At 42.3% G+C, this 12,754-nt stretch carries 10 protein-coding genes (1 of these 10 running past the window's edge); 1 reads left to right on the top strand and 9 read right to left on the bottom strand.

All coding sequences use genetic code 11. The features are described from left to right. The 4 genes from MP3633_RS18110 to MP3633_RS18125 all read right to left on the bottom strand — a co-directional run. Nucleotides 1-327 carry the 5' portion of an ABC transporter permease gene (locus MP3633_RS18110; protein ID WP_112135207.1) on the bottom strand. 471 nt of this gene lie to the left of the window's left edge, so only the first 327 of its 798 coding nucleotides appear in the window; the start codon lies at nucleotides 325-327; the stop codon falls past the left edge of the window. Then, nucleotides 324-1,211: an ABC transporter permease gene (locus tag MP3633_RS18115; RefSeq protein WP_112135209.1), complete on the bottom strand. Its 888-nt coding sequence runs from the start codon at nucleotides 1,209-1,211 to the stop codon at nucleotides 324-326. The genes MP3633_RS18110 and MP3633_RS18115 overlap by 4 nt, the downstream gene beginning before the upstream one ends. Then, nucleotides 1,204-2,286, bottom strand: a complete 1,083-nt coding sequence (locus MP3633_RS18120) for an ABC transporter ATP-binding protein (protein ID WP_176336559.1) — start codon at nucleotides 2,284-2,286, stop codon at nucleotides 1,204-1,206. The genes MP3633_RS18115 and MP3633_RS18120 overlap by 8 nt, the downstream gene beginning before the upstream one ends. 77 nt (nucleotides 2,287-2,363) lie before the next feature. Beyond that, complete coding sequence (locus MP3633_RS18125; RefSeq protein WP_112135212.1) at nucleotides 2,364-3,476, bottom strand: extracellular solute-binding protein; 1,113 nt, start codon at nucleotides 3,474-3,476, stop codon at nucleotides 2,364-2,366. Nucleotides 3,477-3,895: 419 nt separating this feature from the next. Between MP3633_RS18125 and MP3633_RS18130 the strand changes: the two genes are divergently transcribed. Next, nucleotides 3,896-5,782, top strand: coding sequence for a methyl-accepting chemotaxis protein (locus MP3633_RS18130; RefSeq protein ID WP_176336560.1), 1,887 nt, complete (start codon nucleotides 3,896-3,898; stop codon nucleotides 5,780-5,782). 89 nt (nucleotides 5,783-5,871) lie between these two features. On the opposite strand, the gene serA is transcribed toward MP3633_RS18130, so the two are convergent. The 5 genes from serA to MP3633_RS18155 form a co-directional block, all read right to left on the bottom strand. Then, complete coding sequence (gene serA, locus MP3633_RS18135) at nucleotides 5,872-7,101, bottom strand: phosphoglycerate dehydrogenase (protein ID WP_112135216.1); 1,230 nt, start codon at nucleotides 7,099-7,101, stop codon at nucleotides 5,872-5,874. Between the two features lie 158 nt (nucleotides 7,102-7,259). Beyond that, on the bottom strand, nucleotides 7,260-8,363 hold the full coding sequence (trmA, locus tag MP3633_RS18140) for a tRNA (uridine(54)-C5)-methyltransferase TrmA (RefSeq protein ID WP_112135217.1): 1,104 nt from the start codon (nucleotides 8,361-8,363) through the stop codon (nucleotides 7,260-7,262). 130 nt (nucleotides 8,364-8,493) lie between these two features. Continuing rightward, complete coding sequence (locus tag MP3633_RS18145; protein ID WP_176336561.1) at nucleotides 8,494-9,489, bottom strand: hypothetical protein; 996 nt, start codon at nucleotides 9,487-9,489, stop codon at nucleotides 8,494-8,496. A 3-nt stretch (nucleotides 9,490-9,492) separates the two neighbouring features. Beyond that, nucleotides 9,493-10,188: a 5'-methylthioadenosine/S-adenosylhomocysteine nucleosidase gene (gene mtnN, locus MP3633_RS18150; RefSeq protein WP_176336562.1), complete on the bottom strand. Its 696-nt coding sequence runs from the start codon at nucleotides 10,186-10,188 to the stop codon at nucleotides 9,493-9,495. Next, entirely contained in the window at nucleotides 10,185-12,734 is a 2,550-nt protein-coding gene (locus MP3633_RS18155; protein ID WP_244959735.1) for a nitrogen regulation protein NR(II), read from the bottom strand. The genes mtnN and MP3633_RS18155 overlap by 4 nt, the downstream gene beginning before the upstream one ends. Between the last annotated feature and the right edge of the window lie 20 nt (nucleotides 12,735-12,754).

Genomic DNA, 12,754 nt, shown 5'->3' on the forward strand with positions numbered 1-12,754 from the left:
TGGGGACATCATTAACGAATACAAAAAGGTCTTCCCTCTTCCTTGAAAAGTAGAAAGGAAAAGAGCGCAGCAAATACCAATAGGAACCGCAACGACTAAGACGCCGGCGGCCACAATTACGCTCGTCCATAAAGCCTGCCACATTGCACCATCTTCTGCTAAGGCGGCAAACCACTTTAGTGTCGCTCCCTTCCATGGCGATACAGTAGGAAATCGACTGTCATTGAATGTTGCCAGCCCCATGATAATAAGCGGCGTAAATAGGTATAGAAAAAATACACCAATATAAAAACGCACCCCAAATCGCATAATGGTTTCAGACTTCATTTTGCAATGTCTCCCAAACCGACCTTAAAGATACGCATAACCAAGGCAATAAATCCGATACAAATCACCAAAAGCAAGAATGCATAAGCGGCCCCTTGGTTCCAATTACCACCCTCAAAAAACCAGTTGTAAATAATCTGAGTAAACCAACGACTCCCTGGTGAACCGAGTAGCGCTGGCACCGCATAACTGCCCGCCGCCAACATAAAGGTCATAATGCAGCCGGTTGCAATACCGGGCTTAGCGTGAGGAATCACCACTCGCCAATGAGTACGGATCCAACCTGCTCCTAAATTACGCGCCGCTTTGATTTGATTTGTATCTAAGCTTTCGATGGCATTATAAATAGGAAAAATCATAAACAGGATATAGGCGTACACCATACCGATTAAAACGGCACCATCACCCGATAAAAATCGAATCGGACGATCAATAAACCCTAACCCCAGCAGTAACGCATTTAATGGGCCCTTATAGGCCAAAATAATGTACCAAGAAAACGTTCGTAGGATTTCGTTAATCCAAAAAGGAATAATCAATAGGAGCAAGCATAAAGCGGCCTTTTGCGGCGTTGCTACCTTGGCAAGATAAAATGCAATGGGATAGCTAACTAATAAAGTGAGCGAAGCAACCAACACACTCGACCAAATTGTTTTAAAGAAGATGGTTAAATGTATCTTGTTGTTAAACAACGTTTCATAATTGACCAGAGAATAGGTATCTTCTGGGCCTCCAATATCAGCAGGCAATAAATTTGGACGAAATGAATAATCGACCATAAGCAGTTGCGGTAAAATCACCAAGGCAATAATCCAAATAGCAATTATGCCGAGAATACCAACGGCAAGGCCACTACCAAACCGTGCTTTGAGCTGACTAAACATGATCCTCTCCTGCAATGACAATGGCATCTTGCTCACTATAAGAAAGACTAACAGGCGTTCCTTTCTTCAAGGATTCCGAATATTGATGTGTCGCAAGCTGAATAGACAACGCTTGATCCGCCGGTGTACTTGCGTTCAACGTCAAATACGCGCCTTCAAAGTTCACTTCATTTATACTGGCTTTTAATGTATGCATCCCATCTTCTGCCTGCAGTCTGAAATGCTCAGGACGAACAAATAAAGTCGCATCACTGCCAATCGCTAAATCACCTTGAGCGCGTCCTGCTAATTTGCCTAACGGCCCGCAGTCTAGGACAACGAAATTAGGGTTGCTATCAATTACCTTGCCTCGGATACCATTATTTTCTCCCACAAAGGAGGCGACAAAAGCCGTTTTAGGGTCACGGTAAAGAGTAATGGGATCGGCAACTTGCTGTATTTGTCCAGCAGACATAACCGCGACTCGATCCGACATTGTCAACGCTTCACCTTGGTCATGAGTAATATAAATAAAGGTAATGCCTGTTTTACGCTGAATTTCTTTCAACTCTAGACGCATATGCTGACGCAGCTTTAAATCAAGTGCAGATAACGGCTCATCAAGTAGTAACACTTGTGGTTCAACGGCCAACGCGCGGGCAATCGCAATACGTTGCTTTTGACCACCAGATAACTCTGATATTTTTTTCGCACCACTGTCTTCCAATGCCACCAACTCAAGTAATCGGTCAGAAGCTTTTTTGCGCTCACTTTTCGAAACGCCGCGAACCTCTAAGCCAAATTCTATATTTTCAGCCACAGTCATAAGAGGAAAAAGTGCGAGATTTTGAAAAATCATCGAAGTCGGGCGTTTATTGGCTGGCACACCACGCATACTTTGGCCACCAATTTTAACATCACCTTCCGTAGGATCTAAAAAACCACTGATCATGTTCAAGATAGTTGTTTTGCCACAACCGGACGGGCCTAAGAAACTAAAAAATTCACCCGATTCTATTTTTAAGTCAGTTTTCTGGATGGCAGTAAAATCGCCAAATTGCATAACGGTATTATCTAAATGAACACTACTATCCATATTTCTCTCACTAATTATTTTTTCTCGATACAAAAAGCCCCTTGTTCAAAAATCACAAGGGGCTTTCGAGGTTCTATTTATGCTGACAAGTAACGGTCTTGGTATTCGTTACGAAGCGCAACATACCAAGGTTCTTGAATTGGCCACCACCAAAGATTAGCAAGATCTTGCTTGCTGTAAGAATCTTGAAAGAACTGTTTCGTTGCTGCAGGCAATAATGCATCGGCACCTTTAGCGGTTGAGTTATAGCCCGTCGCTTTTACAAACATGGCACCCGCTTCTGGCGTATAATACCAATTAATAAACTCATACACTGAATCAGTATTGTTGGCATTTTTAGGAATAACAAAACCTTCCATCCAAGCCAATGCACCTTCTTTGGGCGCACCGTAAGCAATAGGCTCACCTTCTGTTTTAAGTTTGAATGCAGTGCTGTCCCAAGTTTGACCAATAACGGCACCATTGGTACGGAATGCTCCTTGCGCTTCATTCTCTGTAGACCAAAACTGAGCAATAGAGCTCTTATGTTCAGCAGCTACTTTTAGAATGACTTCAAAGTTCGCACGCATCGCTTTTTCAGTTTTATAAGAGTCAAGTAGTGGGAAAGGAAGCTTACCAGCTTTCTCCAACCACAAGCCGATTCCAACCAAAGCCGAATGTCCACGCACTGTAACGCCACCAGCATTTTCAGGCTTCCACAAGTCACCGTAGCTTAGGCTTTTAGGGTTAACACTCGCATCTTGAGTGTTATAAGCTATGGCTTCCGTCCCCCAATCGGATGGCGCAAAATAACGCTTACCGTTTACAATTCCCCCTACATCTGAACCAGCAAGAGCACTTTCTAAACAGCCGCCCCAGTTCACTCGTTTCACATCAAGTGGCTGAATCAAATCATAGTCAACATAACCAGGAACACGGTCAACGGTTGGCATAATGATATCGAAACCTGTTCCATCCGTAGCACGCAAAGAGTTCATCAACTCATCGTTTGTACCGTAGGGAGTAAACGTGGCATTGATGCCTGTTTTTGCTTTAAAGTCGGATAACATTTCATCGGTAATGTAACCAGCCCACGCATAAATACGCAGCTCTTTATTAGCAGCAATGGCTTGATTAATTGAAAACGGGGTAGCGGCAACAGCACCTGCAACAGAGGCGCCTTTCACGAATTGACGACGGGAAAGGGTCATTTTTGAGCTCCTTAAGCTTTAAGTCATTGTTTTATTATTTCATTAGAGAAGCGTCTCAACGCTTCAAACACACTTTTATTAAACGCTTGTTTAATATCTTTTTCAATTTAATACAAAATAATGACGAAAAAGTGACCATGGAAGATATTTTTTCGAAATGGCTAAGCTAATCTCTAACATTGTCGTTAATGGTCAATTTATTGGTGATTTTAGGTGTTTTAAATTCTGTCTCACGCAAACCCTATCACCCCCCTTTCTTGTCACATTTTTGTCACACACACAGATTAAAGTAGTCCAACCCGTAACATTATGTGAATAAAGTAGGTTCTTGATTGAAAATTTCCCATGTAACACGAACGACGACAATAAGTTATTTAGTGATTGCAGTTATGCTTATTGTCTTACTGCTTTGGAGCTTAATGAAATTTCGTAGCGCCTTTGAGCAAAGCGACACTTATACGCAAGTGTGGGAGTACTCATCTATCGACTTAAAACAACAAATCGAAGGCTATTTATCTTCAGGGGAGGCCTCTGCCTTACAGACAGCAGAAGGGTTTATTCAACAGCAAATCCGCCCAGCACTCAGCACCTTGCCAAACTCGATTAAAAACCCCATAAATGAACAGCTGATTGAAATCGAGAAAAGTCTTCAATCCGATGTAAGAGCCGCCGGAAAATTATCTGGCAGCCCTTTTGCACTAATCGAAAACAACGAGCGCCAAACCCTGCTGTCTTTAGATTCCTTAGCTGACAAAGTACAGTTGCTTCAAGCAAAAAACAATTTACAAACTGCTGCACCTTATATCGCAAGCCAAGCCTTTTTATATGCTGACCTTGCTCATGTAAACAGTGCTAAAAACGATTATTTAGCCAACAACACACCAGACAATTATCAACGCCTAAAACAGTCTGTTTTAACCTTTCAATCTCACATCAAAGAGTTTAGCAACCTGCCTATACTTGTATTAGATGAAGAGCAAAACACAGACACAGCCGATGACTTATCCTCCTTAATGGGATGGGCGAATGAATCAGAAATCAATGATGAGGCAACCGACCCTCTAGAAGAAACCAAAAGCGAACTCCGTACTTGGTCTAGCCGCTATTTAAAAGACGTTGACTCTAGTCTCGCAAGTATTCAACAAGCCATTGAAGCACAAAATCGGATACGTACATTGATCAGCCAGCTTGAAAATATTTTAAAGGCTGGCACTCAGGACATTCAAAAAAGCGCTCAAACCACTCAAGAGCAGACACTACTGGCCTTTTCTATATTTGTTATTCTGATGGTATTGACCACTATCTTGGTACATGTTTTTCAAAATAAAGTCGTCGTAAAAAGCGCCAAAGATTTATACATTGCCGTCAAAGAATTAGTCGAGCACCAAAATATCAACACGCTCAAAGTAGGAAAAAACAAAAATGAGCTCTCTGACGTAGCGCATTACCTAAACCGTTATTTAGAGCAAATAGCGGTTCAGCGACAACAAAGAGACACCGAGCTCAACAACATTTCGATTTCACTCAACGACATGTTGAACGCCTTTGGGCAAGTGCACGAACTAAGTACCGCCTCGAACCGAGAATTAGACAGCACTCTAAAAATGTCCAACCACATCGAAGTGCTGGCGAACAAGGCTGAAGTCCGAGCACGTGAGGTAGAGACCTACGCAATAGAAACAAATACCGCCATGACACACAGCGTCGGTCAAGCCGCATCACTGGCTGTGGCCAACCAAACCACCGTTGAGAGATTAAACAGTAGTAAGAAGTCTTTACTGAATCTAGAGTCGTCCGTGTCTAGTGCTACCTCAATTGTTAGCGGCATCAGAGATATTTCAGAGCAAACTAACTTACTGGCTTTAAACGCAGCCATTGAAGCCGCACGAGCGGGAGAACATGGGCGAGGTTTTGCCGTTGTCGCATCGGAAGTTCGAACACTATCGAGTCGAACACAACAATCATTAGAAGAAATCACTGAAATTTTTGCCCTTCTCTCCTCCGCCACCAGCAAACTTAAAAACAACCTAGAGCTTATTGAAAGCGCCTCGACAGAACAGATAAGCTTAACTCAAACATTGGGGCAATCTGCTCAAGAGGTGCTTGAAAAGTCTAAGCAATCTACTCAGCTCGCAAAAAAATCAACTGGCTATGCTGCGGAGCAAAAACTTGGCATGAGTGACCTTAATGACGCTGTCGTCAAAGTGAGGGAGCAAGCCAATGAGTCTGAAGAGTTTATGTCTAAAGTGACAGATAGTATCAAGCAAAAAATTCAAGACATCACCACAACGCTGGGTATCAAATAACGATTAAAGACGATGGGCGATACAAAAGGTAAAGACAAAAAAATCCAGCTTACGCTGGATTTTTTACATCATAAGCTCACAGCACAAGCTTAAAACAAAACACGAGCTTTAACTGTTCCTTCAACTTCTTTGACTTTCTCAAGAGCCAATTCACCTTCTTCTGCATCAACATCCATCACCATATAGCCAAGTTTCTCCGTGGTACGAAGATACTGGCCTGTAATGTTAATGTTATGTTCAGAGAAAATAGCGTTGATCTTAGACAGTACACCAGGACGGTTCTCGTGAATGTGCAAGATACGATGATTGTCTGCTTGAGCAGGCAATGCCACTTCAGGGAAGTTAACCGCAGCCGTTGTGGTACCCACATCAGAGTATTTAATCAGTTTATCAGCCACTTCAACACCGATGTTCTCTTGCGCTTCCATGGTGCTACCACCAACATGAGGCGTTAGAATCACATTGTCTAAACCGCGCAATGGAGAAACGAACTCTTCGTCATTACCTTTTGGCTCAACAGGAAACACATCGACCGCTGCGCCGCCTAGATTTCCAGATTTAATGGCGTCAGCCACCGCATCAAGATCCGCAACCGTGCCACGAGAAGCGTTAATGAAGATAGAACCTTTCTTCATTTGAGACACTTCTTTCGCGCCGATCATCATTTTAGTCGAGTTGGTTTCTGGCACATGCAGACTGATAATATCGCTGGTAGACAACAATTCTTTCAGGCTTTTGATTTGGCGCGCATTACCCAAAGGCAATTTAGTAACAATGTCGTAAAAGCAAACGTCCATGCCTAGAGATTCTGCTAGTACGCTCAACTGTGTACCGATGCTGCCATAACCAATAATACCTAAACGCTTACCACGAGTCTCATAAGAACCGACGGCAGATTTAATCCAGCCACCACGATGACACGCTGCATTTTTTGCAGGAATACCTCGAAGCAATAGAATCAATTGACCAAGCACTAACTCTGCTACGCTACGCGTATTCGAGAACGGTGCATTGAAGACAACGATGCCTTTTGCACTTGCTGCGTCTAAATTAACTTGGTTAGTACCAATGCAGAAACAACCAATAGCAACCAATTTATTGGCATGTTCTAACACCTTCTCGGTTAATTGAGTACGAGATCGAATGCCAATAAAATGCGCTTCCGCGATTTTTTCGATCAATTCATCCTCTGCTAATGCGGTTTTATGATACTCAATGTTGCTATAGCCTGCGTCATGCAATGCATCCAGTGCAGATTGATGAACGCCTTCTAATAACAAGATTTTGATTTTGTCTTTGTCTAGTGAGTTACTACTCATGGCTCGTTCGACTTCTCTATGGTGGTGGGGGAAAAAGTTGACGTATGTTAACACAAATAAAGCGCTTACCTTAATGCCGATAAGGGAATGTCTTTCATTATGACAAGAGGAACGTTCATAGAGAAACCGTAAATAACGGCCTCTCTATGCGAGTATTTTTAGACGGGTTGTTTTCTCTGTAAATACACACCTGTTTCTACATGATGAGTATAGGGAAACTGATCAAACATGGCGAAACGCACTACTTCATGTGTACTCGACAATGACTCTAAGTTTGACTTCAGTGTTTCAGGGTTACATGAAATATAAAGAATGGAATCTATCTTGCGAATCAATTCAACCGTTGCGTCATCCAAACCTGCACGAGGTGGATCAACCAGCACAACAGAAGGGGTAAGTTCACTAACACCCGCTTGAACAAGGCCCTTTGGCAACTCAACATCACCGTTTAACGCGGCAGAAACGTCTTCACTGGCCATTTTGACCACTTGAACATTATGCATGCCGTTAATCGCAATGTTTAACTGTGCCGAGTTAACCGAGACTTTTGAAATTTCCGTCGCCACCACGCGGTCAAAACGTCGAGCCAGAGGAATGGAAAAATTACCATTACCACAATACATTTCTAACAAATCGCCTGACGCTTCTTTTGTTACGTCCAATGCCCATTCCAACATTTTTTCACTGATGCTGGCATTAGGCTGAGTGAAGCTATTTTCTACCTGCTGATAATGAAATTTTTGGCCATGTACGGTCAAGGTTTCCATGACAAAATCACGGGTCAAAATTTGCTTTTTCTTACGACTACGACCAATAAAATGGCAAGCCGGAAACGCGTCATTAAGCTGCTGTGCGGCGGCATTCCACTCATCATCAATCGGCTTATGATAAAGCAAGCTAATCAAAGCTTCTCCTGTAGTGGTCGTTAAAAAATCGACCTGGAAAAGTTTATGTCGCAATATCGGCGTATCTCGTACTGCATCAATCAATTTTGGCATCAACTCATTAATAAGATGAGAAGCAGCAAGAAACTGATCGGTACGAATTGGGGTTCTAGGATCCGCAGGATCAAACATCGCATAATATAAGTCATCGCCTTCATGCCAAATTCGAAACTCAGCGCGCATACGATAGTGAGAAGGCTGGCTCGCGTATACTTCCATCTCAGGCAATGACAAACTCACCATTAATTTGGCTAATTCAGCTTGCTTATCTTGCAGCTGCTTTTCATACATTTCTGGTTGGATTTGATCCGGTCTCATGACTCATTCTCTTAAAAGCGATAGGAACTAGCTAGCTTAAAAACAATTGGCACTAGTTATCTTTAAGCGCGGCATTATACGAGTTCCCTCTTCACAAATCTAATGACCCAAATAAATGAAGTAAACCGAATTAATGAAGATATTGAGGTCCCAGTAGAATAGCGAGCGATAATGTCAGCGAAAACGTACCGTCGTAGTCGTCTTCTTCTTCATGGGTAAACTGAGGCGTCACCTGACCAATAAGCCAATCTTTGTAGAGAAGACGCTCATATTGAATGTTATATAAAAAACTGTCTGGCTCAATAGACTGCTCGCCTGATTGAAGAAAGCTCAATTGATACGCCATCCGATTTTTTTCATTCAATGAATGCTGAATAATAAAATTTTCACGGACATAAAATAGCCCTTCTTTATCAAGCCAAGTTACGCCAAAGTCTGTACTGAAATTCAAAGTAGGGCTCGTAGCGTAACCTAAACCTAGGCCATAACGTGCGCCAATGCCTTTAGAATAATAAGCAAATGCTTCTTGATTTTGCCACCAATTCCACGATCCAGTAACGTCACTCTGTTTAAGGCGTAATCGTAAAAATGGATCAAGAGGAAAGTCTACTTTTATACCAGCATCAAGATCTAACCCTATGTCTTCTTGTATATAACGCACAGCAGCCGAGATATTCGATTTCAAGGCAGAATTTACAATGCCATTTTGTTGAGACGATTCGCCTCGCAAACTTTCAGGTGCCAAAGAGTCAGGTTCAGACTCGATGATTAAGCGTAATCTATCTTGAGTATTTGGCAATTTAAGCCTAGTACGAAAATCAAAAAAGCCAGAACGGTCACTTCCACTTAATACCGTGCCAAATCGCACGTCTAAATAACTATCTGAAGGTTGGCTGCGTTCAGTTCCGGATAAAAAGGAATCTATATTTGTCGACCAACTGCCAATTGTTTTTGAAACCGTCTCATGTGAACTCAACCACCAAGAAGGTTCAGTATTTTTTCCTACCTGCTCACTGTTTTCAAATTGAGCAACCGTATTACTAACCTCCTCTTCAGCAGAAGAAACGGGCAAGGAGCAAAAAGCAGCCAAACAAAGCATTGCAAAACGCCCCTTGCTTACGAACATAACTTAGTAGCCTTTAAGCATTTGCTGAATCATCAGAGATGAATTTTCCGCCGCAACTTGAAGATACTCCTCAAAACTCTGAGAAGACTCCTTACCCGCGATATCAGACAATGAACGCACCACAACAAAAGGCGTTCCAAACTTGAAACACACCTGCGCAACAGCAGCGGCTTCCATTTCGACCGCCACAAGTTCAGGAAAAATAGCTCTAACCGCTTCCACTCGAACAGGATCATTCATAAAACTATCCCCTGTTCCAATCAAACCAACTTTGGCTTGTACTTGAGTCACGGTCTGTAAGGCTTTTTTCGCCTGATTCACTAAATCTGTGTTCGCTGCATACGTCGCAGGCATGTTTGGAACCTGCCCCATCACATAACCAAACGCAGTGACATCCACATCATGATGAACCACTTGATCCGAAATCACGACATCTCCAACTTGTAAATCAACATCAAAGCCACCAGCAGAACCAATGTTTATCACATATTCTGGCTGGAACTGAGAAAGCAACAAAGTAGTCGACACAGCCGCATTTACCTTACCAATACCGGATTTAAGCAAAACCACTTCTTTGCCTTCAAAAGATCCAACAAAAAAATCACAACCTGCAATGGTCTGTTCACGAACATCTGTCATCCACGCTTTGATGACGGCCACTTCTTCGTCCATGGCGCCAATTAACCCGATTACGCTCATTCATTGCTCCTAATATTTGCATTATTATGCATAACGTCTTGTGTAAATAACCGTATTTGATCGCCAGAATAAGGCAAGGCCATCTCGAAAAGGGCCACATTATCCGGCATTTCCGGCCACCTTTGTACCGAAAAAAACCGTACCTTTGGAAAAGCGGCCTGAATCGACAATAAAAGGGTCTCTGGCTGAGGCACCAACAACACAACAACCGCATCAGGGTGGTACGACAAAACGACATAATAGTTAGATAAGTCCACTAGCCATTGCGTCGTAATGCCATAGTTTTCTAACTCTGTATACCAGATTGCTTTGGTGACACGACTTCCACCCACCATTACCCAAGACTCATATTGCCCATTAGAGTATGTAGGAACAACCCCCTCCAATGCGCATGCTTTTACCAATATTTGATGCAGGCTATAATCAAAAGAACATCCCATTAGGGTAAAAACATGCGGATCGGCTTTGACCGGCAATGTGCTATTTAACCAAACGATTGGAAGCTGATCTCGATTGTATTTTAGTTTCAGCGCCTGGGTCATATCCGACTGCGCATCCACATCGCTATCACACCCAATCAAGACAGCATCGAATTTCTTGACGGCACTAGACTGAGTGAAAAAACTGTCCGTTGAAATATATTCTTCAACCTGTAAACCTAACCTCTCTAGAGCTTCCTTTACCGCTTCTGCATTTGAGTAGTCATTCGACACCCAGGCCACCACATGATTTGGTGCTAACGGCTTGAACTCGTCTTTAGACTCAGACTCTTCAATTATTAAATTAAGTTGTAATGCATTATTTTGTAAGGTCTTTTGCTGGCCACCAAGGTGAGCTAGTAACATATTAACCATCCAGCAAAAAAGAGGCCTGAAAGCCATATCGTTCATTGCTATCATTTCAAGTCCAGAGTCATCAAAACGAACCGTTAGACGACGCTCAGCCATATCGTTCGACATGACCATCATAAATAAAACACGCACCAGACCTCTAAAACTCGCATCCACTGCAACAACCCTTGCTCCAGTCATTACTGAGCAATCCAATTGTACTCGATTTGCTTCTACGCCCATCGCTACCATAACTCGAGCACTTTCCTGACAAAAAACATCTCCTATCGGGAGATAAGACACATCGCTTTCTACCGTGCTAATTTCGTCTAATACTGATACCAACAACGCAATCCAGCCCTGTAAATGCGTTGTGTTTGTATGGCTAGGTAGCATGGAAAGGTACGTCAGCTCATTTAATATGGCATCCGTGTCCACCTTCTTTTGCACAACGGATGATAGTGGCTGTAACTGCTCAAGTTGCCACGTTAGACTGGTTTCTTGGGTAACATTTTGACCTACTAATAATAAGCCTCGATAAGTACTCTCATTTTGAAATGAATAGGCCTGCCATTGATATATCCGCCCTAGATTATTAATGGTTAAGTCAAAATGAACACCAAGACCACCTTTTAACGCCTCTTGAATAGATTGATGACAAGAAATAGGCATAAAATCAAAAAGGGTTCGTGCTCTATCTGAGTCAGGAAAAATACGCTTAGCTTCTGTATTGATAAGCTCAACTTCCGCTACCTCGTTACAGAAAATGATGGCACTGTGTATCGATTCTGCAAGAAGCGTAAATCTACGTTCTTTGGCTTTAATAAAGGCCTTATATTGATTACTTTGCAGCTTAAAAGGTTGCAACTCGCTAAACGTCAACAAGTCCTCTTCAGGGCGATACGCTATGGCTTCAAGAGGATGGAAAAGTAACGTTTTCACTAAACGTGTCAAAAAGAAATAGAAGCACAATAAAACAAAACCAACCGCAACAATTAAGGGCAGTGCATTTGTTAACAGAGTAGAAGAAAATGCGTGTTTTTGAATAATATCGAGTTGTAGTTCTGACTGGACAGGCGAAACTAAAGGTAAACGCGAGCGTAATATCGAGCCAGATAAGTCCACACTGGCCTTATGCTCTTCTAACAAAACACGATCATTAACCTTGTCATAAATTTGTACGGCACTGACTTGAGCGCTTTCAAGTAGTTCATGTGCCAACGTTAAGTTGTCATTTAATGAAATAAAACCATACAAAAAACCAATATTCTCTTGCTCAGACGACAGTAATTTTTTTTTGTACATAAGCAAAATGGTACCGTCTTTTGTCATAATAGACGTCCACCTGTTGATAAGCCCTTCTCGCAATAGAGGTTGAAAATTTACTTTTGTAAATAAGCGCGCCCTCGGGTCCATTGAGTGCAGGCCATTTTTCCATTCGATATAAAAGAAATCTAAACCACCGAATAGCAATACCTCATGATGACTAAATAGCAAATCTAGTTCATGACCAGAGGTATAATCGCGTAAAGAAAGATCCTGCCCAATAAACTTCATTTCATCTTCAGCGCGAGCCAAATAGCCATTAAAAGCCTGTTCAACCACTCGATGCTTTAAAACCAAACCTTTTTCTGCAGCCGATTGATTCAAGGCTTCAATAAAATACAGAATCATCAAAGCAATGACTAAAAAGGCCACTCCGATCGATGCTAACACCCTTTTCCGTAGACGGCGCC

Source organism: Marinomonas primoryensis, from assembly GCF_013372285.1.
In the GTDB taxonomy this organism is placed as follows: Bacteria; Pseudomonadota; Gammaproteobacteria; order Pseudomonadales; family Marinomonadaceae; genus Marinomonas; species Marinomonas primoryensis.

What these genes read in the sequence shown, in the direction of transcription:
- MP3633_RS18145 (WP_176336561.1), bottom strand. Translation starts at nt 9,489, where the DNA reads ATGTTCGTAAGCAAGGGGCGTTTTGCAATGCTTTGTTTGGCTGCTTTT.
- trmA (WP_112135217.1), bottom strand. Translation starts at nt 8,363, where the DNA reads ATGAGACCGGATCAAATCCAACCAGAAATGTATGAAAAGCAGCTGCAA.
- MP3633_RS18120 (WP_176336559.1), bottom strand. Translation starts at nt 2,286, where the DNA reads ATGGATAGTAGTGTTCATTTAGATAATACCGTTATGCAATTTGGCGAT.
- MP3633_RS18125 (WP_112135212.1), bottom strand. Translation starts at nt 3,476, where the DNA reads ATGACCCTTTCCCGTCGTCAATTCGTGAAAGGCGCCTCTGTTGCAGGT.
- MP3633_RS18130 (WP_176336560.1), top strand. Translation starts at nt 3,896, where the DNA reads ATGAAATTTCGTAGCGCCTTTGAGCAAAGCGACACTTATACGCAAGTG.
- MP3633_RS18115 (WP_112135209.1), bottom strand. Translation starts at nt 1,211, where the DNA reads ATGTTTAGTCAGCTCAAAGCACGGTTTGGTAGTGGCCTTGCCGTTGGT.
- serA (WP_112135216.1), bottom strand. Translation starts at nt 7,101, where the DNA reads ATGAGTAGTAACTCACTAGACAAAGACAAAATCAAAATCTTGTTATTA.
- mtnN (WP_176336562.1), bottom strand. Translation starts at nt 10,188, where the DNA reads ATGAGCGTAATCGGGTTAATTGGCGCCATGGACGAAGAAGTGGCCGTC.